The organism is Micromonospora haikouensis, from assembly GCF_000876225.1.
In the GTDB taxonomy this organism is placed as follows: Bacteria; Actinomycetota; Actinomycetes; order Mycobacteriales; family Micromonosporaceae; genus Micromonospora; species Micromonospora haikouensis.
Genome location: NZ_JXSX01000003.1, coordinates 2,075,604 through 2,094,957 on the forward strand (window position 1 = coordinate 2,075,604; position 19,354 = coordinate 2,094,957).

The 19,354-nt window shown below is 75.1% G+C and carries 20 protein-coding genes; 15 read left to right on the top strand and 5 right to left on the bottom strand.

All coding sequences use genetic code 11. The features are described from left to right. Positions 1–3: 3 nt before the first annotated feature. Positions 4–1,266, bottom strand: a complete 1,263-nt coding sequence (locus TK50_RS30210) for a nucleotide sugar dehydrogenase (RefSeq protein ID WP_043968941.1) — start codon at positions 1,264–1,266, stop codon at positions 4–6. A gap of 153 nt (positions 1,267–1,419) precedes the next feature. After that, positions 1,420–2,817 (bottom strand): serine/threonine-protein kinase, encoded by a 1,398-nt coding sequence (locus TK50_RS30215; RefSeq protein ID WP_199486173.1) that lies wholly within the window; start codon positions 2,815–2,817, stop codon positions 1,420–1,422. A gap of 427 nt (positions 2,818–3,244) precedes the next feature. Here TK50_RS30215 and TK50_RS35535 point away from each other — a divergent pair, with 427 nt between their 5' ends. The 12 genes from TK50_RS35535 to TK50_RS30270 all read left to right on the top strand — a co-directional run bounded on the left by TK50_RS35535 (position 3,245) and on the right by TK50_RS30270 (position 12,998). Beyond that, positions 3,245–3,379: a hypothetical protein gene (locus TK50_RS35535; protein WP_255378751.1), complete on the top strand. Its 135-nt coding sequence runs from the start codon at positions 3,245–3,247 to the stop codon at positions 3,377–3,379. Next, entirely contained in the window at positions 3,369–3,998 is a 630-nt protein-coding gene (locus tag TK50_RS30220) for an RNA polymerase sigma factor (RefSeq protein WP_043968943.1), read from the top strand. The genes TK50_RS35535 and TK50_RS30220 overlap by 11 nt, the downstream gene beginning before the upstream one ends. Positions 3,999–4,013: 15 nt before the next feature. Beyond that, complete coding sequence (locus TK50_RS30225) at positions 4,014–4,832, top strand: hypothetical protein (RefSeq protein WP_063838634.1); 819 nt, start codon at positions 4,014–4,016, stop codon at positions 4,830–4,832. Positions 4,833–4,957: 125 nt separating this feature from the next. After that, positions 4,958–6,193 (top strand): ergothioneine biosynthesis glutamate--cysteine ligase EgtA, encoded by a 1,236-nt coding sequence (gene egtA, locus TK50_RS30230; protein WP_043968944.1) that lies wholly within the window; start codon positions 4,958–4,960, stop codon positions 6,191–6,193. After that, positions 6,190–7,521 (top strand): ergothioneine biosynthesis protein EgtB, encoded by a 1,332-nt coding sequence (gene egtB / locus TK50_RS30235; protein ID WP_043968945.1) that lies wholly within the window; start codon positions 6,190–6,192, stop codon positions 7,519–7,521. The genes egtA and egtB overlap by 4 nt, the downstream gene beginning before the upstream one ends. A 31-nt stretch (positions 7,522–7,552) precedes the next feature. After that, positions 7,553–8,302, top strand: a complete 750-nt coding sequence (egtC, locus tag TK50_RS30240; protein WP_043968946.1) for an ergothioneine biosynthesis protein EgtC — start codon at positions 7,553–7,555, stop codon at positions 8,300–8,302. 55 nt (positions 8,303–8,357) lie between these two features. Beyond that, entirely contained in the window at positions 8,358–9,323 is a 966-nt protein-coding gene (egtD, locus tag TK50_RS30245) for an L-histidine N(alpha)-methyltransferase (RefSeq protein WP_043968947.1), read from the top strand. A gap of 231 nt (positions 9,324–9,554) precedes the next feature. Then, complete coding sequence (locus TK50_RS30250; RefSeq protein WP_043968948.1) at positions 9,555–10,139, top strand: TMEM165/GDT1 family protein; 585 nt, start codon at positions 9,555–9,557, stop codon at positions 10,137–10,139. A 68-nt stretch (positions 10,140–10,207) separates the two neighbouring features. Beyond that, entirely contained in the window at positions 10,208–10,645 is a 438-nt protein-coding gene (locus tag TK50_RS30255) for a DUF1622 domain-containing protein (RefSeq protein WP_043968949.1), read from the top strand. Further along, positions 10,642–10,947, top strand: coding sequence for a hypothetical protein (locus tag TK50_RS32425; RefSeq protein ID WP_052504014.1), 306 nt, complete (start codon positions 10,642–10,644; stop codon positions 10,945–10,947). Before TK50_RS30255 ends, TK50_RS32425 begins: the two co-directional genes overlap by 4 nt. A 41-nt stretch (positions 10,948–10,988) precedes the next feature. Continuing rightward, positions 10,989–11,195: a hypothetical protein gene (locus TK50_RS30265; protein ID WP_043968950.1), complete on the top strand. Its 207-nt coding sequence runs from the start codon at positions 10,989–10,991 to the stop codon at positions 11,193–11,195. A 327-nt stretch (positions 11,196–11,522) separates the two neighbouring features. Then, entirely contained in the window at positions 11,523–12,998 is a 1,476-nt protein-coding gene (locus TK50_RS30270; RefSeq protein WP_043968952.1) for a tyrosine-protein kinase domain-containing protein, read from the top strand. Here TK50_RS30270 and TK50_RS30275 read toward each other — a convergent pair. Further along, the gene (locus tag TK50_RS30275; protein WP_043968954.1) at positions 12,979–13,533 is read right to left on the bottom strand and encodes an arsenate reductase/protein-tyrosine-phosphatase family protein; all 555 of its coding nucleotides are present in this window, start codon (positions 13,531–13,533) and stop codon (positions 12,979–12,981) included. The genes TK50_RS30270 and TK50_RS30275 overlap by 20 nt on opposite strands. A 114-nt stretch (positions 13,534–13,647) precedes the next feature. Between TK50_RS30275 and TK50_RS30280 the strand changes: the two genes are divergently transcribed. The 3 genes from TK50_RS30280 (at position 13,648) to TK50_RS30290 (ending at position 17,488) form a co-directional block, all read left to right on the top strand. Beyond that, a complete protein-coding gene (locus TK50_RS30280) occupies positions 13,648–14,907 on the top strand; it encodes a glycosyltransferase family 4 protein (RefSeq protein ID WP_043968955.1) in 1,260 nt (419 codons plus the stop codon). An 87-nt stretch (positions 14,908–14,994) separates the two neighbouring features. Then, positions 14,995–16,782 (top strand): DUF4012 domain-containing protein, encoded by a 1,788-nt coding sequence (locus TK50_RS30285; RefSeq protein ID WP_043969590.1) that lies wholly within the window; start codon positions 14,995–14,997, stop codon positions 16,780–16,782. Between the two features lie 16 nt (positions 16,783–16,798). Further along, complete coding sequence (locus tag TK50_RS30290) at positions 16,799–17,488, top strand: hypothetical protein (RefSeq protein ID WP_043968956.1); 690 nt, start codon at positions 16,799–16,801, stop codon at positions 17,486–17,488. Positions 17,489–17,571: 83 nt separating this feature from the next. Here the strand turns inward: TK50_RS30290 and TK50_RS30295 are convergent, their stop codons facing one another. Together TK50_RS30295 and TK50_RS30300 are read right to left on the bottom strand one after the other, a co-directional pair. Continuing rightward, the gene (locus tag TK50_RS30295; RefSeq protein ID WP_255700149.1) at positions 17,572–19,002 is read right to left on the bottom strand and encodes an MFS transporter; all 1,431 of its coding nucleotides are present in this window, start codon (positions 19,000–19,002) and stop codon (positions 17,572–17,574) included. Beyond that, positions 18,999–19,235: a hypothetical protein gene (locus TK50_RS30300; protein ID WP_043969592.1), complete on the bottom strand. Its 237-nt coding sequence runs from the start codon at positions 19,233–19,235 to the stop codon at positions 18,999–19,001. Before TK50_RS30300 ends, TK50_RS30295 begins: the two co-directional genes overlap by 4 nt. Between the last annotated feature and the right edge of the window lie 119 nt (positions 19,236–19,354).

Below are 19,354 nucleotides of genomic sequence, written 5' to 3' on the forward strand. Positions count from 1 at the left end.
GCGTCAGAGGCGCTCGACCGTCGGGCCGTGGCAGCGGTTGCGGGTGTCGAAGACGTACCGGGCGTGCCGCACCACCAGGTCGTAGTCGAGGCAGTCGTGGTCGGTCACCACCACCACGGCGTCGGCCTCGCGGAGCTCGCGTTCGGTCAGGCCGACCACGACCACGCCGCCGGGCAGGTGGTGCGGCTCGGCGTACGGCTCGACCGCCCGGACCTCGGCGCCGAGGTCCTGTAGGCGGCGGGCCACGTCGACGGCGGGGGAGTCCCGCATGTCGCCGGTGTTCGGCTTGTACGCCAACCCGAGCAGCAGCAGTCGGGCCCCGCTGACCGCCCGGCCGGCCCGGTTGAGCCCGTTCATGATCCGTCGGACGACGTGCTCGGGCATCTCGTGGTTGACGTCGTTGGCCAGCTCGATGAACCGGAACTGGCGGCCCAGCCGGCGCTTGACCTGCCAGGACAGGTAGCACGGGTCGATCGGCAGGCAGTGCCCGCCGACGCCGGGGCCCGGGCGGAACGGCATGAACCCGAACGGCTTGGTCTCGGCGGCCTCGATCGCCTGCCACACGTCGATGTCGAGGTGGTGGCTGAGCATCGTCAGCTCGTTGATCAGCGCGATGTTGACCTGGCGGAAGGTGTTCTCGATCAGCTTGGTCAGCTCCGCGACCCGGGTGGAGTCCACCGGCACGGTCCGCTCGACCAGCCGCCGGTAGAACGCGTCGACGCGCTCCCGGGAGGCCGCGTCGACGCCGGAGACCACCTTCGGGGTGTTCTCCAGCTTCCACACCGGGTTGCCGGGGTCGATCCGTTCCGGGCTGTAGCCGAGGTGGAAGTCGCCGGGGGCGGTCAGCCCGCTGGCCGACTCCAGCAGCGGCCGGAGCAGCTCCTCGGTGGTGCCGGGGTACGTGGTCGACTCGAGGATCACCGCGCAGCCCGGCCGCAGGTACGGCCCGATGCCACCGCCGGCCTGCTCGACGTAGCTCAGGTCGGGCACGCCGTCGCGCAGCGGGGTGGGCACGGTGATCACGCAGATGTCGAAGCCCTCGGCGTCGGCGTACTCGGTGCTCGGGCGGTACCGCCCGCTGCCCAGCGCCCGGCCGAGCCGGTCGGCGGGGATGTCCTCGACGAAGGACTCGCCCGAGGCGAGGCGCTTGACCCGGTCGGCGTTGACGTCGAGGCCGACGACGTCCATGCCCGCCTCGACGGCGCGCATGGCCAGCGGCAGACCCACGTATCCCTGGCCGATGACGACCAACTTCTCAGCGCTCACCCATGGCTCCCGCAGCAGACGACGGAACGTGCCTCATCGTTAGCGTAAGTGAGGTTCTGGGTTTTAAGTCCGATTTGGTGAAGGTGGGACCGGTGGGGCGGCCACCCGGCCGGCCCTCGGACCCGGCCGGGGTCGTCCCGACCGGGGGCCGGGTCAGTCGCCCTGGGCCGGCGGGTCGGCGGGGGTGCTGGCCGTGGTGGGCGGCGGGTCGGCCGGCGTGCTGGCCGTGGTGGGCGGCGGGTCGGCCGGGGTGCTGGCGGTGGTGGGCGGCGGGTCGGCGGGCTTGGTGGGCGGTGCGCCCGTCGGTTCCGGCGCGGCCGACTCGCTCGGCTGCGGGGTCGGCGTCGGGGTGACCGACGCCGAGGGGCGGCCCCCGCCGGGCCGGAACGTGCGGTCCGGGTCGACCACGGCCTCCTCGCTGGCGGCCGAGTCGTCGGAGCCCGGCGTCGGGTCGGCCGCCGGGGCGGTCGGCCCGTACTTCGTGGCGGGGGCGTCCGCGTTCGTCGCGGCGCCGAGCGCCGCGGCCAGCGCGATCCCCGCGACCGCCACCGCCGCGAGCGCGCCGACCAGGGTGCCGCGCCGGCCCGTGCGGCCGACGAAGGCGCGCGCCGGCGTGGCCGTCGGCCGCACCGGCGGCAGGTCGTCGCGGGTGCTGTCCAGCCCGTCCCGGGTGCCGACCGGAATGCGCGGCGACACCGGCACGGTGCTGGTGGGTGCGGAACTGTCGGCGATGGTGGCCCGCGCGGCCTCCGCCATCGCCGCGCCGGTGGCGTACCGCGCCGCCGGGTCCTTGGCCAGGGCGCGGGACACCAGGTCCCGCACCGGCCCGGGGATGTCGGTCGGCAGCTCCGGAGGCTCGTCGTCCAGGTGCCGCACGGCGACCTGCAGGGGGTTGTCGCCGGTGAACGGCGGCCCGCCGGTCAGGCAGCAGTAGGCCACCGCGCCGAGGGCGTAGATGTCGGTGGCCCCGGAGACCGGTCGGCCCGCCGCCTGCTCGGGAGCCATGTAGAGGGCGGTGCCCGGCACCGCGTTGGTGCTGGTGATGCTCGTGACGTTGGTGGACCGGGCGACCCCGAAGTCGACCAGGACGACGGTGCCGTCCTCCTGCACCAGCAGGTTGCTCGGCTTGACGTCGCGGTGGACGATGCCGCCGGCGTGCGCCGCGTGCAGCGCCTGGGCGGCCTGGGCGACGATCGACATGGTCTCGGCCACGCCGAGGTGCCCCGCCGCCTCGATCCGCTTGGACAGCGGCTCGCCCTCGACGAACTCCATCACCAGGTAGTCGGCCCGCCCGCCGGTGGGCAGGTCGTCCTCGCCGCAGTCGTAGACCTGCACGATGCCCGGGTGCCGCAGGGCGGCCATGATGCGGGCCTCGGCGCGGAACCGGGCGATGAAGTCCGGGTCGGAGACCAGCGCCGGCAGCAGGACCTTGACCGCGACCCGCCGGCCGAGGACCTGGTCCGTGGCCCGCCAGACGTCACCCATGCCGCCGGTGGCGACACGGTCGTCCAGGCGGTACCGACCGCTGAGTACGACTCCCGAAGACAACACAGCAATACCGTACCCAGAGCGCGCCCGGCGCACCTCTCGTGCTCCGGCCGGACCGACCGGAGCGACGGGGCGGCCGGGGCGGTCGGGCGGCCGTCGGGCCGGCTCGCCCGTGATCGACTCGCGACCACGTGTCACACGTTGCCCGACCCGGTGCCGTGGCCTGGCCGAACGGCGGAGGGGTCCGAATGCCGCACTCGGCCTGCGCAGACAGTGGCGTCCGTGGCCCGCGCCGTGTCACATCGACTCGCCGTGTTCACCGTTTGATAATTCTCACTCTTTCTCAGGGAAGCATTGACTTGTCCGCCCGGCACCCCGCTCCTAGCGTTAGCGCGGCTCCGGCCAGCCCGGCTCCCCGGGCGGGAACCCCCGCCGACGGCCGCGCCGGGTGGTGGTCGCACGCGCCGTCCGGGCGCGTACGGTGTCGGGCGTGATCAGGGTCAGCGGGGGGCTGGTGGTGCGGGAGGAGGTCCGGCTGCCGGGCCAGGTCGGTGCCGTGCGCGTCGCTGCCGACGTGCCGCCCACCGACGCCGGGCAGGGGGAACGGCGTACCCATGACGAGTGAACTGAACGAGGCGGTCGTCGCGGCGCAGGCCGGCGACGAGGACGCCTTCCGGTTCCTCTACCGCACTCTCCAGCCCGGCCTGCTGCGCTACCTGACCGCGCTGGTCGGCGCCGACGCCGAGGACGTGGCCTCGGAGACCTGGCTGCAGATCTCCCGGGACCTGCCCACCTTCACGGGCGGGGAGTTCCGGGCCTGGACCGTCACCATCGCCCGGAACCGGGCCATGGACCACCTGCGCCGGCAGCGCCGCCGGCCCTCGCTGCCCGTGCCGGTGCAGGCGCTCGCCGACCTGGCCGGCGACGCCGACACGGCCGAGCGGGCCGGCGAGACCCTCGGCACCGAGGCCGCGCTGGCGCTGATCGCCACCCTCCCGCCCCGGGAGGCCGAGGCGGTGCTGCTGCGCGCGGTGATCGGCCTGGACGCCGAGAGCGCCGGACGGGTGCTCGGCCGGCGGGCCGGCGCGGTGCGCACCGCCGCTCACCGGGGCCTGCGCCGCCTCGCCACGCTCCTGCAGCGCCAGGACCCGACCTCGGAGGCCGCTCCGTCCGCGACGCCGCCCCGCCCCCGCCCCGGCCGGCCGACGCCCGGCGCGCCGTACGTCGAGCAGGCGGACGGCTGACGTGAGGGGAAACCGATGAGCTTCCGGCAGCCCGACCGGCCGGACCTGCCCGCCGACCGGGCGGAGTCCGACCGGCTCCTCGACTCCGCGCGCCACGGCCGCGCGGGTGACGACGGCCGTCCCGCCGACCCCCTGGCCGACCTGCTCGCCGCGGCGGCGGCACCGGCCCGCCCCGGTGAACTCGCCGGCGAGGAGGCGGCGCTCGCCGCGTTCCGGGCCGCCCGTGCCGCGCCGGCGACGCCCCCGGCGCGCGCGCCCCGGCGGCGCCGCCGCACGATCGGGGCGGTCGCCTGGATCGGGGCGGTCGCCGCCACCGCGACCGCCGGTGTCGCCGTCGCGGCGGTCGGCCTGGACCGCGCCGACGAGCCCGCGCCCGCGCCCGCCCCGAGCACCGCGCCGGCCGACCCCAGCGCCTCGGGCCCCACCGCCGCCGGCCCCACCGCCTCGGGCCCGGCCGGCGCCCCGTCCGCCCCCGGCGGCGGGACCGCGACGCCGGGCACCGCCGGGCCGAGCGCGTCCGCCGGGGCCGCGCCGCCGCCGACGCCCGGCGTCACCCCCGGCCCGGGCCGCTCCGGGGCCGCCGCGAACCTGCCCGGACTGTGCCGGGCGTACCTGGCCAAGCCGGCCCCGCAGCGGGCGAAGGCGCTGACCACCCCGGGGTACGCGCCCCTGGTCGCCGCCGCCGGCGGGGCCACCGAGGTGGACGACTTCTGCCGACGCCTGGTCCCCGACGCCGACCCCGCAGCCACGCCCGCGGCCCGCCCCACGCACACCGGCCGACCGGCGTCGAAGGCCACCCCCACCTCGGGCACGGACACCGCCGTCGAGGACTGATCCCGAAACATCTGTTACGGCAAGGCGAGCGGAATTCGTCTGCTAGACAGAAGATGGTCGCAGCGCGGACGCCGGGGCCGGTAAGGGTCACGCTGTTCCGCCCCGACCGAGGGAGGGATCGTCTCGTGGTGACGTCACCGGAGCTGGACCGGACCACCCCGCTGCGGGGGGTGGACGACGCGGTCCGGCACATCGCCCGGATCTGCTTCAAGACCGGCCCACCGACCCGCACGGGTGTCGAACTGGAATGGACCGTGCACGACGCCGCCGACCCCGCCCGCCCGGTGGACCGGGAGCGGCTCCGGGCGGCCCTCGGGCCGCACAGCCCCACCACCATCCACGACTCCAGCCCCGCCGCACCGCTCCGGCACGGCAGCACCGTGACCGTCGAGCCCGGCGGCCAGCTCGAGATCTCGACCGCGCCGCGAACCTCGGTCGCCGCGTTGGTCGACGCCACGAACGCCGACATCGCCCAGGTCACCGACCTGCTCCGCGCCGCCGGCCTGGCGCTCGGGCGCACCGGCATCGACCCGTGGCGGCCGCCCCGGCCGGTCGTCGACACCCCGCGCTACCACGCCATGCGGTGCGTCTTCGACCGCCGCGGCCCCGCCGGCCGGACCATGATGTACAGCACCGCCGGGCTCCAGGTCTGCCTGGACGCCGGCGAACCGGACCAGGTCGCCGCCCGCTGGGCGGCGGCCCACGCGGTCGGCCCGCCGCTGCTCGCGGCGTTCGCCACCGCCGACCGGCACGCCGGGCGGCGCACCGGGTGGGCGTCCGCCCGGATGGCCGCGTGGCTGGCCATCGACCCGGCCCGCACCCGCCCCGTCTGGTCGCCGCAGCAGCCCGACGCCGACCCGGTCGCGGCGTGGACGGCGTACGCGCTGGCGGCCCCGCTGCTGTGCCTGCGCGACGACGCCGCCGACTGGACGCCGCCGCCCGGGGTGACCTTCGGCGACTGGATCACCGGCGCGCTGCCCCGGCCGCCCACTACCGACGACCTGGACTACCACCTGAGCACGCTGTTCCCGGTGGTACGCCCCCGCGGCTATCTGGAGATCCGCTACCTGGACGCCCAGCCGGGGCCGGACTGGCGGCTGCCGCTGGCGGTGCTCGCCGCCCTGCTCGCCGACCCGGCCACGGTGCGCCAGGCGGTGGCGACGGCCACGCCGGTCGCCGACCGGTGGCACGAGGCGGCCCGCCACGGCCTCGGCGACCCGCCGTTGGCGCGGGCCGCCGCCGACCTGCTCGACCTGGCGCTGGCCGCCCTGCCCCGGCTGGACCTGCCGGACGACCTGCACGACGAGATGACCCGAGGACTACGGCGGCGGCTGGCCGCCACGGAGAGGGGATCGCGGTGACGACCATCCACGAGCTCGGCGCGGAACAGCTGCGCACCCGCATCGCCGCCGAGCTGGAGCGCACCCGGGCCAGGACCGCCGGGCTCACCGCGGCAGTCGACGACGCCGACCTGATGCGCCAGCACTCGCCGATCATGTCGCCGCTGGTCTGGGACCTCGCCCACGTCGGCAACCAGGAGGAGCTCTGGCTGGTCCGGGACGTCGGCGGGCGCGAGCCCGTCCGCCGGGACATCGACGACCTGTACGACGCGTTCAAGCAGCCCCGCCGCGACCGCCCGGCGCTGCCGCTGCTGCCGCCCGCCGAGGCCCGCGCCTACCTGGCCACCGTGCGCGACAAGGTGCACGACCTGCTCGACCGGGTGCCGTTCACCGACCGGCCGCTCGTCGCCGACGGGTTCGCCTTCGGCATGATCGTCCAGCACGAGCAGCAGCACGACGAGACCATGCTCGCCACCCACCAGCTGCGCGTCGGCCCGCCGGTGCTGCACGCCCCGGACCCGCCGCAGCCGCGCGTGCGGGTGGCCGACGAGGTCCTGGTCCCGGCCGGCGAGTTCACCATGGGCACCTCCACCGACCCGTGGGCGTTGGACAACGAGCGCCCCGCGCACCCGGTGCGCCTGCCCGCGTACGTCATCGACGCCGCCCCCGTCACCAACGGCCGCTACCGCGAGTTCATCGCCGACGGCGGGTACGACGACCCGCGCTGGTGGAGCGAGGCCGGCTGGGCGCACCGCACCGAGGCCGGGCTGACCGCCCCGATGCACTGGCGGCGCGACGGCGACGGCTGGGCGTACCAGCGGTTCGGCCGGTGGTCGCCGGTGCGCGACGACGAGCCGGTGGTGCACGTGTGCTGGTACGAGGCGCAGGCGTACGCGGCGTGGGCCGGCAAGCGGCTGCCCACCGAGGCGGAGTGGGAAAAGGCGGCCCGCTGGGACCCGGCCACCGGCCGGTCCCGCCGCTACCCGTGGGGCGACGGGGAGCCGACCGCCGAGCACGCGAACCTCGGGCAGCGGCACCTGTGGCCCGCGCCGGTGGGCGCGTATCCGGCCGGGGCGTCGCCGCTGGGCGTGCACCAGCTGATCGGCGACGTGTGGGAGTGGACGTCCAGCCCGTTCCGGGGCTATCCGGGGTTCGCCGCGTTCCCGTACCGCGAGTACTCGGAGGTGTTCTTCGGCGACGACCACCGGGTGCTGCGCGGTGGCTCCTTCGGCACCGACCGGGCCGCCTGCCGGGGGACGTTCCGCAACTGGGACTACCCGATCCGGCGGCAGATCTTCAGCGGCTTCCGCTGCGCCCGCGACGCCCGCCCGGACGAGTCGGGCCGGTGAGGGCCGGCCACGTCGCCGCCGGGGCCGCCTGATGTGCCGGCACCTGGCGTACGTCGGGCCGCCGGTGAGCCTGCGCGCCCTGCTGTACGACCCGACGCACTCCCTGGTGCGGCAGTCCTGGGCGCCCCGGGACATGCGCGGCGGCGGGACCGTCAACGCCGACGGCTTCGGCGTCGGCTGGTACCCGCCCGGAGGCGGCGAGCCGGTGCGCTACCGGCGGGGCACGCCGATCTGGGGCGACGTGACCCTGCCGGGGCTGGCGGCGGCGACCACCAGCGGCGCGGTGCTGGCGGCCGTCCGCTCCGCCACGGTCGGCATGCCGGTGCTCGACACCGCCGTCGCCCCGTTCGCCGAGGGGCCGTGGCTGTTCAGCCACAACGGGGTGGTGCGCGGCTGGCCCGACGCGGTGGCCGCGCTCGCCGGCCGGCTGCCCGTACGCGACCTGCTCACCCTCGACGCGCCGACCGACTCCGCGCTGCTGTGGGCCCTGGTGCGGCACCGGCTGCGGGCGGGGGAGGACCCGGCGGCGGCGGTCGCCGCGACGGTGGCCGAGGTCGCGGCGGCGGCCCCCCGGTCCCGGCTCAACCTGCTGCTCACCGACGGGCGCACCGTCGTGGCCACCGCCGCCGGCCACGCCCTGTCGCTGCGGCAGGCCCCGGGGGCGGTGCTGCTGGCCTCGGAACCGCACGACGACGACCCCGGCTGGCAGGCGGTGCCGGACGGGCGGCTGGTGGTGGCCACGACGGCCGGGGCGCGCGTGGCCGCCCTGCCCGCCGGCTGAGCGGCGACCGGCCCGCACAGGTGGGAAACGACACGACCGACGGAGGGGACACCCGATGAGCGCGGAACCGCTGGAAATCTACCTGGAGGAGCAGGACCTGGGTCGCAGCCTGCGCGACGACGTCCGCACGGGGCTGACCGCGCGGCCGAAGTGGCTGCCGCCGAAGTGGTTCTACGACGCGCGGGGCAGCGAGCTGTTCGAGGAGATCACCCGCCTGCCGGAGTACTACCCGACCCGGGCCGAGCGGTCCGTGCTGCAGCGGCGGGCCGGCGAGATCGCCGAGCTGACCGGGGCGAAGACCCTGATCGAGCTGGGCTCCGGCTCGTCGGAGAAGACCCGGCTGCTGCTGGACGCGTTCACCCGGCGCGGCGGGCTGGGCACCTTCGTGCCGCTGGACGTCTCGGTCAGCGCCCTGCGGCAGTCCACCGCGCAGATCGCCACCGACTATCCCGGCCTGCGGGTGCGCGGCATCGTCGGTGACTTCACCCGCCACCTCGACCGGCTGCCCACCGGAGGCCGACGGTTGGTGATCTTCCTCGGCGGCACGATCGGCAACCTGCTGCCCGCCGAACGGGCCGGCTTCCTCGCCGCCATGCGCGCGTCCCTGGAGCCCGGCGACTGGCTGCTGATCGGCACCGACCTGGTCAAGGACCCGTCGATCGTCGTACCCGCCTACGACGACGCCGCCGGGGTGACCGCCGAGTTCAACCGCAACGTGCTGCGGGTGGTCAACCGGGAGCTGGGCGCCGACTTCGACCCGGAGGCGTTCGCGCACGTCGCCCTCTGGGATCCGGAGCGGGAGTGGATCGAGATGCGGCTGCGCGCCGAGCGTCCGGTCCGGGCCCGGGTGCTCGACCTCGACGTGGAGTTCGCCGCCGGGGAGGAACTGCGCACCGAGGTGTCGGCGAAGTTCCGCCCCGAGGGCATCGCCGCGGAGCTCGTCGCGGCCGGCTTCACCGCCCGGGAGTTCTGGACCGACGCCGACGGGCTGTTCGGCGTGACCCTGGCCCGCGCCGCCTGAGCAGCGGGCCCGCGCCGGCCCGGTGCTCAGGCGGCGCCCCTGGTGGGGTAGGGTGGCGGCGCGAAGGGGAGTAGCCCCCAATGTCGTGGTCGACACACTGGTGCGTTCCGCATCCGGCCACGCGGCCCCACCTTCGGGTGGGGCGGGCGAGACCTTCGACCCAGGCTGTCTACAACAGCCGGGTCGAGGGCGCCCCACACCCCCCGGCCCGGCGTTATCGGGAAGGGTGTCATGGAAGGTTTCCTCGTCGCGCTGGCGGTCAGCTTCGGCGTCATCTTCGTCGCCGAACTCGGCGACAAGTCCCAGCTGATGGCGCTGACGTTCGCCACGCGGTTCAAGCCGATCCCGGTGCTCGTCGGCATCACGGTCGCCACCGCCGTCGTCCACCTGGCCTCGGTCGCCATCGGCTACGGGCTGGGCGCCGCCCTGCCCACCGGCTGGATCTCGCTGATCGCCGGCCTCGCGTTCCTCGGGTTCGGCGCCTGGACGCTGCGCGGGGACAAACTCACCGAGGAGGAGAAGCGCAAGGCCGAACGCGGTGGCAAGTCCGCCGTCGTCGCGGTCGGCGTGGCCTTCTTCCTCGCCGAGCTGGGCGACAAGACGATGCTCGCCACCATCACCCTCGCCACCAAGTACGGCTGGTTCGGCACCTGGCTCGGCTCGACCCTCGGCATGGTGGCCGCCGACGCGCTGGCGATCCTGGTCGGGCGGCTGCTCGGCCGGCACCTGCCCGAGCGCACCATCCGCTACGGCGCGGCGATCCTCTTCGCCATCTGCGGTCTGTGGCTGATCTTGGAGGCCGTCGCCGAGCTCTGACCTTCGAGGCCGTCAGCCGAGCTCGGCTGACGGCGACTACCCGCCGGCGGGCCGGGTAACGGCCCCGGGTGAGCTGGGACGACATCCTGCGTACCGGCGACCACCTGGCGGTCGCCGTCGTGGAGGTCGCCGGCGCGGCGGTCATCTTCGTCGGCGCGGTCTGGGCGGCGCTGCGGTTCGTGGCCGAAGGGCTGCGGCACCGCAGCGCCGCCGTCTTCACCCCCATCCGGTTGACCCTCGGCCGGTTCCTCACCCTCGGGCTGGAGTTCCAGCTCGCCGCGGACATCCTGCGTACCGCCGTGTCGCCGACCTTCGACCAGATCGGCAAGCTCGCGGCCATCGCCACCATCCGGACCGCGCTGAACTTCTTCCTGCGCCGCGAGATCGCCCAGGAGCAGCGCCAGATCGATCCCGAGCGACCGTCGTCGCCGGCACCCGGCCCGTCCGGCACGGCGCAGCCGGCGACTCCCGATCCGTCCGCCGTCGCCCCCGGGGACCGGTCGTGACCGCCCCGCTGCCGTCGGTCGTGACCGCCGCGGCGCTGCTCACCGGCCTGGTGACCCTGGCGACCACCCGGTCGTGGCGGCGCGCGCTGCGCGTGCTGCTGGACCTGTTGACGGCGGCCGGGCTGCTCCGGCTCGCCGGCGACCAGGGCTGGACGCAGCTGGCGGGGGCCGCCGCGGTCGTGGCGCTGCGCACCGCGTTGTGGCGGGTGGTGGTGCTCACCGCGCCGGCGGCCGGGGCGCGGCGGCCCGCCGTCGGACAACACCGAGCGCGCTACGGAGCGGACGATCACGCCTTACGGTGAGCGACAAGAGGCGATTCTGGCGATATCTGGAGGTAAAAGGCATGAGTCGGCACGACGAGCCCAACGAGTACGGTTTCGCCGGCGGCGCCACCGCCCCCGAGCCGCCGGCCGGCGGCCGATCCGACGAGCAGGACCTGGCCGAGGAGGTCGCGGTGCCCGGCGACGACCTCACCGAGCCGTTCAGCGACGCGGTGACCGAGGAGACGGAGCAGGCCGAGGAGGACGAGCCGGCCGAGCGTCGCCGCTGAGACGTCAGCCGGGGGCCGCCGGGTGTGCCCGGCGGCCCCCGGCCGTCCGTCCGGAGGCCGTTAGCGCGCCCTCGTCCGCCCGGCCGTCCCCGCGTCACCCCGGCTGTCCGAATCGAGTTGGTCCGCCGTACGGAGAAGTCCGCGATAACTGGGCGAGTGCCGATTTCATCATTATTGCCGTCTTTGGGGGTTTGAATCCTCTACAGTCGGTTCGACCGGATGCGCTGGTGGGGTCGACCGACTGCACAGGATCGCCCCGTGACTGCTGAGGGAGCTTTGGGTGCTTGACATGTCGACCGCACGGACCGGACGGGGGCTCAGCGGCTGATGGACGTTCGTGATTTCCTCCGGACCGTCCGGCGCAGCTGGTGGGTGGTCCTGCTCTCCGTCATGGTGGGCCTCGCGGTGGCCGCGCTTGTCACGGTCCGGACCGAGCCCCGCTACGCGGCCTCGGTGACCTTCTTCGTCACCACCCCCAACCAGGGCGTCTCCGACGCCTACCAGGGCAACGTCTTCATGCAGCAGCGCGTCAAGTCGTACGCCGACCTGCTGCAGAGCGACCGGCTGGCGCAGAAGGTCGTGGGCAAGACCCCGCTGGGGCTGACCGCCGAGGACGTCCAGGCGCGGGTCACCGCCGCCACCCTCCCCGACACCGTCCTGCTGCGGGGCACCGTCACCGACACCGACGCCACCCGCGCGCTGCGGCTGACCGAGGCGCTCACCGCCCAGTTCGTCGAACTGGTCAAGGAAATCGAGACGTCCGGCGAGGGGCGGCCGGCCCCGGTCAAGGTCGAGGTGATCAGCGGCCCCCGGGTCGGCTCCAGCCCGGTGTCGCCCAATCCGGCCCGCAACCTGGCCCTCGGCGCGCTCGCCGGCCTGCTCGGCGGCATTGGCCTGGCGCTGTTGCGGACCAGGCTGGACACCCGGCTGCGGGACTCGGTCACCCTCCAGCGCGCCACCGGCAGCCCGCTGCTCGGTGAGATCCCGTTCGACGCCGCCGCCCGCACCGCCCCGCTGATCGTCGGCGACGCCGCCACCACCCCCCGGGCCGAGGCGGTGCGCAAGCTGCGGACGAACCTGCGCTTCGTCGACGTCCACGAGCCCGCCCGGGTGATCGCGGTGACCAGCGCGTTGCAGGGGGAGGGGAAGACCACCCTCTCCTGCAACCTCGCCATCGCCCTCGCCGAGGCCGGCTGGCGGGTCGCCCTGGTCGACGCGGACCTGCGCCGGCCGAAGGTGGCCGAGTACCTGGGCATGGAGGCCGGCGTCGGGCTGACCGACGTCCTGCTCGGCGACGTCAACGTGGGCGACGTGGTGCAGCGGTGGGGCGACAAGTCCCTGCTCGTGCTGCCCGCCGGCTCGGTTCCGCCCAACCCCAGCGAGCTGCTCGGCTCCAAGGCGATGGCGGACCTGCTGCTGGTGCTGCGGGAGTCGGCGGACATCGTGGTCATCGACACCGCTCCGCTGCGTACCGTCACCGACGGGGTGGTCGTCGCCGTCCAGGCCGACGGGGCCCTGATGGTCAGCCGTTACGGCCGCACCGACCGCGGTCAGGTCGGCGCTGCCGCGCAGGCGCTCCAGGCGGTCTCCGTGCGGCTGCTCGGCTGCGTGTTGAACATGGCCAAGCTCGGTCGCGCCGAGACCTACCAGTACGAGAGCTACCGGGTGGAGGTGCCGGCCGGACCGGCGGCCGCCCCGCCGAGCCGCATGGACGCCGCACCGGCCGCCCACAGCGGCGGGTTCCCCGGCCCCGAGCAGACGATCCCCGACCCGACGCAGGAACTCACCCGGCTGCCTCGATGAGTGCCGCAACCGGTGCCAGCGACCGCTCGATCTCCTGCGCGCAGCGCCGGAAGTCGGCTGGCCTGCCGCCGATCGGGTCGACCAGGTCGTCCTCGGCCGGGGCCGCCGGTTGCAGCAGCCCTCGGGCCAGGGCCGCGGCCCGCACCGCCGCCCGCAGCGCACCGACGTCCGCGCCGTCCGGCGTCCCGGCTGCCCCGGCGAGCCGGCCGAACTGGCGCAGGGTGAAGGTGCGGTGCAGGGCGGCGGGAAGCCGGGAGACGCAGGCCGACCGTTGGCGTCGGGTGGAGGTCAGCACCAGCGCGGCGTCGACCAGGTGGGCGGTGGTCAGCGCCCGACTGCGGAACTCGGCCGGGTCGCGCCCCGTCTCGGCGGCCACCTCGGCCGCGTACGGGTGCATGGGCCGCCCGTCCACGGCGTCGGTGCCGGCGCTGGCCACCTCGACCGGCAGCTTTGCCATGAGCTGCCCGGCCAGGTATTCGGCCATGGGCGAGCGGCACAGGTTGGCGTGGCAGACGAACAGGATGCGGTCGGCCATCGGTGGTTCTCCCGGCGTTCTGGTCGCGGTGGGACCCGTGGAATCGTATGCGCTCGCCGGCACGTTCCGTGTCCACGCCGCGCCGGTGGGTCATCGTCGGGCCGGGAGGGTCCGGTGAGGATCGGCATCCTGTCCTACCACTTCCCGCCGGAGCCGGCGTTCGTCCCCGGCAGCCTCGCCGAGCAGTTGGCCGCGCGCGGCCACGAGGTCCGCGTGCTGACCGGCTTCCCGGACTATCCCGGCGGTCAGGTCTATCCGGGCTGGCGGCAGCGGTGGCGCTACGAGACCCGCAGCGAGCGGCTCACGGTGCGGCGGGTGCCGCGCTGGTCGGCCGGGGACGCCTCCGTGCGCGCCCGCGTGGCGGGATGGCTCTCCTTCGCCGCGAGCGCCGGCACGATCGGGCGGGGCCACCTGGCCGGCGTCGACGTGCTCTACGTCCACCAGCTTCCTGCCGCGACCTTCGCGGCGGCCGGCCTGCTGCGGCTGCTGGGCGCGGTGCCGACGGTGTTGCACGTGCAGGACGTACACCCGGAGTTGGAGGCACAGGGCACGACGCCGACGCCGTGGGCCGCCCGGGTGGCCGCCGCCACCCGGTGGCTCTACCGCTCGGCGGACCTGGTCGCGGTCGCCGCGCCCGGCATGCGCGACCTGGTGGTCGCCGGCGGCGCCGATCCGGGGCGGGTGCGGCTGCTGCTCAACTGGACCGACGAGCGGCTGTTCCATCCGGCCGAGCCGACCCGGGAGGCCCGCCGCCTCGTCCGGGGCGACGGCCGTTGCGTGGTGATGCACGCCGGCACCATCGGCGCCCGGCACGGGCTGGAGACGGCCGTGCGCGCCGCCGCGCCGCTGCGCGGCACGATGGACCTGGTCCTGGTCGGCTCGGGCCCGGGCGAGGAGCGGGTCCGCCGGCTCGCCGCGGAGCTGGGCACCGACAACGTCCGGTTCGTCGCGCGGCGCTCGCCGCTGGAGATGGCCGACCTGTACGCCGCCGCCGACTATCAGCTGGTGATGCTGCGCGACCTGCCGGAGCTGCGCGGGACGATTCCCGGCAAGCTGCAGGCCGCGTTCGGCTGCGCGGCGCCGGTGGTGGCGTCGGCGGGCGGCGACACCGTCGAGATCGTGGAGCGCGCCCGGGCCGGGCTGTCCTGCCCGCCGGAGGACTGGGCCACGCTGGCCGACCGCTTCTGGCTGGCCGCCACCATCCCGTCGGCGGCCCGGCTGGAGATGGGCCGTCGCGGCCGGGAGGCGTACTTGCGGGACATGTCGCTGCACGGCGGGGTGGACACCGTCGAGCGGCTGCTCCACGACGCGGTCGCCGCGCGGCGCAGCCGCGGGGCCGCCGCGCGGACGCGCCGGCCGGAACCCCCGGCCTAAATCCACCATAACGGCGCGAAGTGGGCGAAGCGCGTGCTAGAAAATGATGAATCGTCATTTCTGTCCGTTTTCTGAGTGGAGTGGGCGTTGAGTGAAACCGAACAGCCTCGCCGCCGAGGGCGACGGTCCCGGCGGCGAGCCAGGGCCCGCGCCCGTCGTGCCCTGCTCGCCGGCCTGGTCGTCGGTTCGCTGGCGCTGCTGAGCGCCGGCTGGGTGGGCTTCCGGGGCTGGCAGGCCCGCACCCACCTGCTCAACGCCGCCGCCCTGGCCCAGCAGCTCAGCTCCGAGGTGGTGAGCGCCGACACCGAGCGGGCCCAACGCACCCTGTCGGCCCTGCAGGTGCAGGCCGGCGCGGCGCGTGACGCCACCGACGACCTGGGCTGGCGGGCGGGGCAGCACACCCCGTTCGCCGGCAACGACCTGACGGCGGTACGCCAGATCGCGGTGGTCATCGACGACCTCGCCCGGGAGGCCTTCCCCACCCTGCTGCGCACCGACCTGTCGACCCTGCTGCCCGGCAAGGGGCGGCTGGACGTGCCCCGGCTCAAGGCGGTCGCGGCGGAACTCACCGCCACCGACCAGGTGGTCCAGCGCACCCACGCCCGCCTCGCCGCCGTACCCACCGACGCCCTGGTCGCGCCGGTGCGCGACGCCGTGGCCGAGCTGCGTAAACAGCTCGACCAGCTGGCCACCCTCACCCGGGCGGCCGACGGCGCCGCCCGGCTGCTGCCGCCCCTGCTCGGCGCGGCCGGCCCCCGCAGCTACCTGATGGTGTCCCAGAACCCGGCGGAGCTGCGCGCCACCGGCGGGATGTTCGGCGCGTACGTCGTGATCGAGGCCAAGGACGGCCAGCTCCGGACGGGCACCCAGGGCACCAGCGCCCAGCTGGGCCTGTTCGACCCGCCCCTGAAGCTGAAGCCGGAGATCCGCAACCTCTACACCGACCTGCCGGGCATGTACCCGGCGGACGTCAACCTGACCCCGCACTTCCCGACCGCCGCCGCCCTGTTCCGCCAGATGTACCGCGAACGCACCGGCGACACCGTCGACGGCGTCCTCGCGGTCGACCCGGTGGTGCTGTCCTACCTGCTCAAGGTCACCGGCCCCGTCCCGGTGCCGGGCCACACCACCCTGGTCGGCGACAAGGCGGTGCGGACGCTGCTCTCCGACGCCTACCAACGGATGGACGCGGTGGAGCAGGACGAGTTCTTCGCCGCCTCGGCGACGGCCGCCTTCGACACCTTCTTCACCCGCGAGGTGGACCCCCGGGCGTACCTGTCGGTGCTGGACCGGGCCATCACCGAACGGCGCGTGCTGTTCTGGAGCGCCCACCCCGAGGAACAGCGGGTCATCGAGGGCAACCGGCTCGCCGGCTCGCTGCCGGAGAAGGAGGACGTGCCCACCGTCGGCGTCTTCCTCAACGACGGCAGCGGCGCGAAGCTCGGCTACTACCTGCGCCCGGCCGCGACGCTAACCGTCGGGGGGTGCCGCCCCGACGGCCGCCGCGAGCTGCGGCTGCGGTTCACGCTGCACTCGACCGCGCCGGAGCGGGGGCTGTCGACGTCCGTGCTCGGCCTCGGCCTGGCCGGCGACCCGTACACCGCCCGCACCCTGGTCTCCGTCCACAGCCCGGCCGGCGGCGCGGTGCTGCGCACCCGGCTCGACGGAACGGAAGTGCCCGTCGGCAGCGGCACCGAGCGCCGCCGGCAGGTCGCCGTCGCCAACGTCGAGGTGCGCCCCGGCGCCACCCGGACCCTCGAGGTCGACGTGCTGACCGGCAGGACCGGCAGCGCCACCGGCGACGCCGACCTCTGGCTCACACCGACCGCCACCCCATGGACCACCCACATTGATCCCGCACCACACTGCGATTAGTAGGAGGGAACCCATCATGCGGCTATCCCGCATCATCATGGCGCTCACGATCGGCCTTGCCGTCGTGGCCGCGCCGACCGCGGCGGGGGCGGCGCAGCCGCAGCCGACACCGTCGCCGACCGGCTCACCACAGCCGACGCCGTATCCGCCGCAGCCCCCCGTGCTGACGGTCAACCCGTCGACGATCTACGTCGGCGACACGACCACCCTCAGCGGTTTCGGGTTCGGGCCGAACGAGGTCGTCGACATCACCGTCACGATCACGCCGTTGGCCGCCGGCCTGCCCGGCCAGTCCACGGTGCGGCGCAGCGACGGCAGCACCGTCGCGATGGCGCCGGTGGCGTTCCGGGCTGCGGCCCCGACGCACTTCACGGTCGTGACCGACGCGGCGGGGAACTTCACCACCACCTACACGCCGGACACGCCCGGGCAGTACCTGTTCACCGCGGTCGGCCAGACCACGGGCCGGACGGCGAGCGCCACGCTGACCGTGCTCGCGCGGCCCCAGCCGTCGCCGTCGCCGACCAAGACGCACTACCCGACGCACAAGCCCTGGCCGCCGCACGGCGGCAAGCTGCCCGTCACGGGCGACAAGCTGGGCACCCCGCTCGCGGTCGGTGGCGGCCTCGTCGGGGTCGGTGTGGTGCTGATGATCGCCGGCCTGGCCTGGCGTCGCCGGGGACGCTTCGGCGGGTCGACGCGCTGACCACGCTGAGCCGGGCAGTGCCCGAGCAGTGAGGACGACGGTGCCCGTCCGGGGAGAACCCCGGGCGGGCACCGCCGCTGCCGTCACCCTCGCCTGCCGTCGTCCCGGGCGTGCCTGCGGTCGAACAGGGCGGCGAACAGGCCGAGCGAGATGATCCCGATGGCCAGCAGCAGCGCGTGCCGCACCGCTGGCGACCAGTCCCCGCCGCTGCCGGCCAGCGCCGAGAACAGCACCGAGCCGACGGCGGCGATGCCGGCCGCCGAGCCGATCCGCTGGCCCGTCTGGAGCATGCCGGCGGCGCTGCCCGCCTGCGGCACCGGCACCTGGGCCAGGGTGAGGGTCTGGTTGGGAGTGATGACCAGGCCGCTGCCCAGCCCCGCGACCAGCAGCGGCACGGCCATCAGCAGCGGCACCGACCCGCGCGGGTCACCGCGCAGCACGAACACCACCGCGCCCAGGCCGAGCAGCACGACCAGCAGGCCGGTGGCGACGAGCGGGCGGCCGTACCGGTCGACGATCCGGCCGCCGACCGCCGACGCGGCGGCCGAGCCGAGGGCGAACGGCGTGATCGCCAGGCCCGCGACGAGGGGGCGGTAGCCGAGGCCGTTCTGCAGGTAGAGCGTGAGCACGAAGAAGATCGCGGTGAACCCGCCGAAGTAGAGCAGCGCGATCAGCGAGCCCAGGGCGTACGAGCGGAACCCGAACAGCCGCAGGTCGAACAGCGGCGCGCCGCGTCGGGCGTACCGGCGTTCCCAGAGCCCGAAGGCGGCCAGCACCGCGAGCCCGGCGGGGACCAGGAGCCACTTCCACGGGCTGTGCCACTGCTCGCGCTGCACCAGCGGCAGCAGCACGAGCACGACACCGACGCCGAGCAGCAGCACCCCGACCGGGTCGAGCCGCCGCCCCTGCGCCGCCCCCGCCGGCTGCGCCGGCAGCAGCCGCCAGCCGAGCACGATCGCGACGATCCCCACCGGGACGTTGACGAAGAAGACCCACCGCCAGCCGTCCTGCTCGCCGCCGGCCTGGATCAGCAGCCCGCCGAGCAGCGGTCCGATCGCGGTGGAGATGCCGATGGTCGCGCCGAGCAGCCCGAACGGCCGGCCGCGCTCGGGGCCCTGGAACAGCTGCTGGATCAGGCCGGTGACCTGCGGGTTGACGATCCCGGCGGCCACCCCCTGCAGCAGCCGGGCGGCGACCAGCCAGCCGGGGGACTGGGCCAGCCCGGCCAGGGCGCTGGTCAGCGTGAACAGGGCGATCCCGACGACGAACGCGGTGCGCCGGCCCCGGGCGTCGCCGAACCGCCCGGCGGGCACCAGCACCAGCCCGAACGTGAGGGCGTAGCCGGACAGCACCCACTGCAGGTCGCTCGGCGTCGCGCCGAGCGCCCGGTCGATCGACGGGACCGCCACGTTGACGATGCTCACGTCGAGCAGCGTCATGAAGGCGGCGACCAGGCCGACCCCCAGCGCCTGCCACCGACGTCGCTCGTCGGCCCGGCCCCCCGGCGGGCTCACGCCATCTGACGGGCGCACCAGCGCGGGCCGAAGTCCAACCCGGCCATGGGGGAGTCCTCCCGGTGCAGCAGGTTCTTCTCCGTCAGCAGCCGCAGGGGAGCGTGCACCTCCTCCTCGGTCAGCCCGGACTCCTGCGCGATCAGGTCCGGGTAGGGCACCTGCCCGCGGATCTCCAGCGCCGCCACCGCCTCGTACACCCGTTCCTCGACGTCCGACAGACGCACCTGCTGCATGGCTTCCTCCTCGGTCACCGCCCGCGCGCGGGCGGGGCTGCGCTGCGCGGTTACCCGCCGGCCCGCCGTTGATGCCCGCCCGCACACCGGATTCGGCGCGCGGCGTACCGGATGCGCCA

Bases quoted from the DNA above. Each gene is read 5' to 3' on its own strand.
- TK50_RS30220 (WP_043968943.1), top strand. From the start codon at position 3,369: ATGACGAGTGAACTGAACGAGGCGGTCGTCGCGGCGCAGGCCGGCGAC.
- TK50_RS30275 (WP_043968954.1), bottom strand. From the start codon at position 13,533: ATGGCCGACCGCATCCTGTTCGTCTGCCACGCCAACCTGTGCCGCTCG.
- TK50_RS30265 (WP_043968950.1), top strand. From the start codon at position 10,989: ATGAGTCGGCACGACGAGCCCAACGAGTACGGTTTCGCCGGCGGCGCC.
- egtD (WP_043968947.1), top strand. From the start codon at position 8,358: ATGAGCGCGGAACCGCTGGAAATCTACCTGGAGGAGCAGGACCTGGGT.
- TK50_RS30270 (WP_043968952.1), top strand. From the start codon at position 11,523: ATGGACGTTCGTGATTTCCTCCGGACCGTCCGGCGCAGCTGGTGGGTG.
- TK50_RS30225 (WP_063838634.1), top strand. From the start codon at position 4,014: ATGAGCTTCCGGCAGCCCGACCGGCCGGACCTGCCCGCCGACCGGGCG.
- egtC (WP_043968946.1), top strand. From the start codon at position 7,553: ATGTGCCGGCACCTGGCGTACGTCGGGCCGCCGGTGAGCCTGCGCGCC.
- TK50_RS30300 (WP_043969592.1), bottom strand. From the start codon at position 19,235: ATGCAGCAGGTGCGTCTGTCGGACGTCGAGGAACGGGTGTACGAGGCG.
- TK50_RS30290 (WP_043968956.1), top strand. From the start codon at position 16,799: ATGCGGCTATCCCGCATCATCATGGCGCTCACGATCGGCCTTGCCGTC.
- TK50_RS30250 (WP_043968948.1), top strand. From the start codon at position 9,555: ATGGAAGGTTTCCTCGTCGCGCTGGCGGTCAGCTTCGGCGTCATCTTC.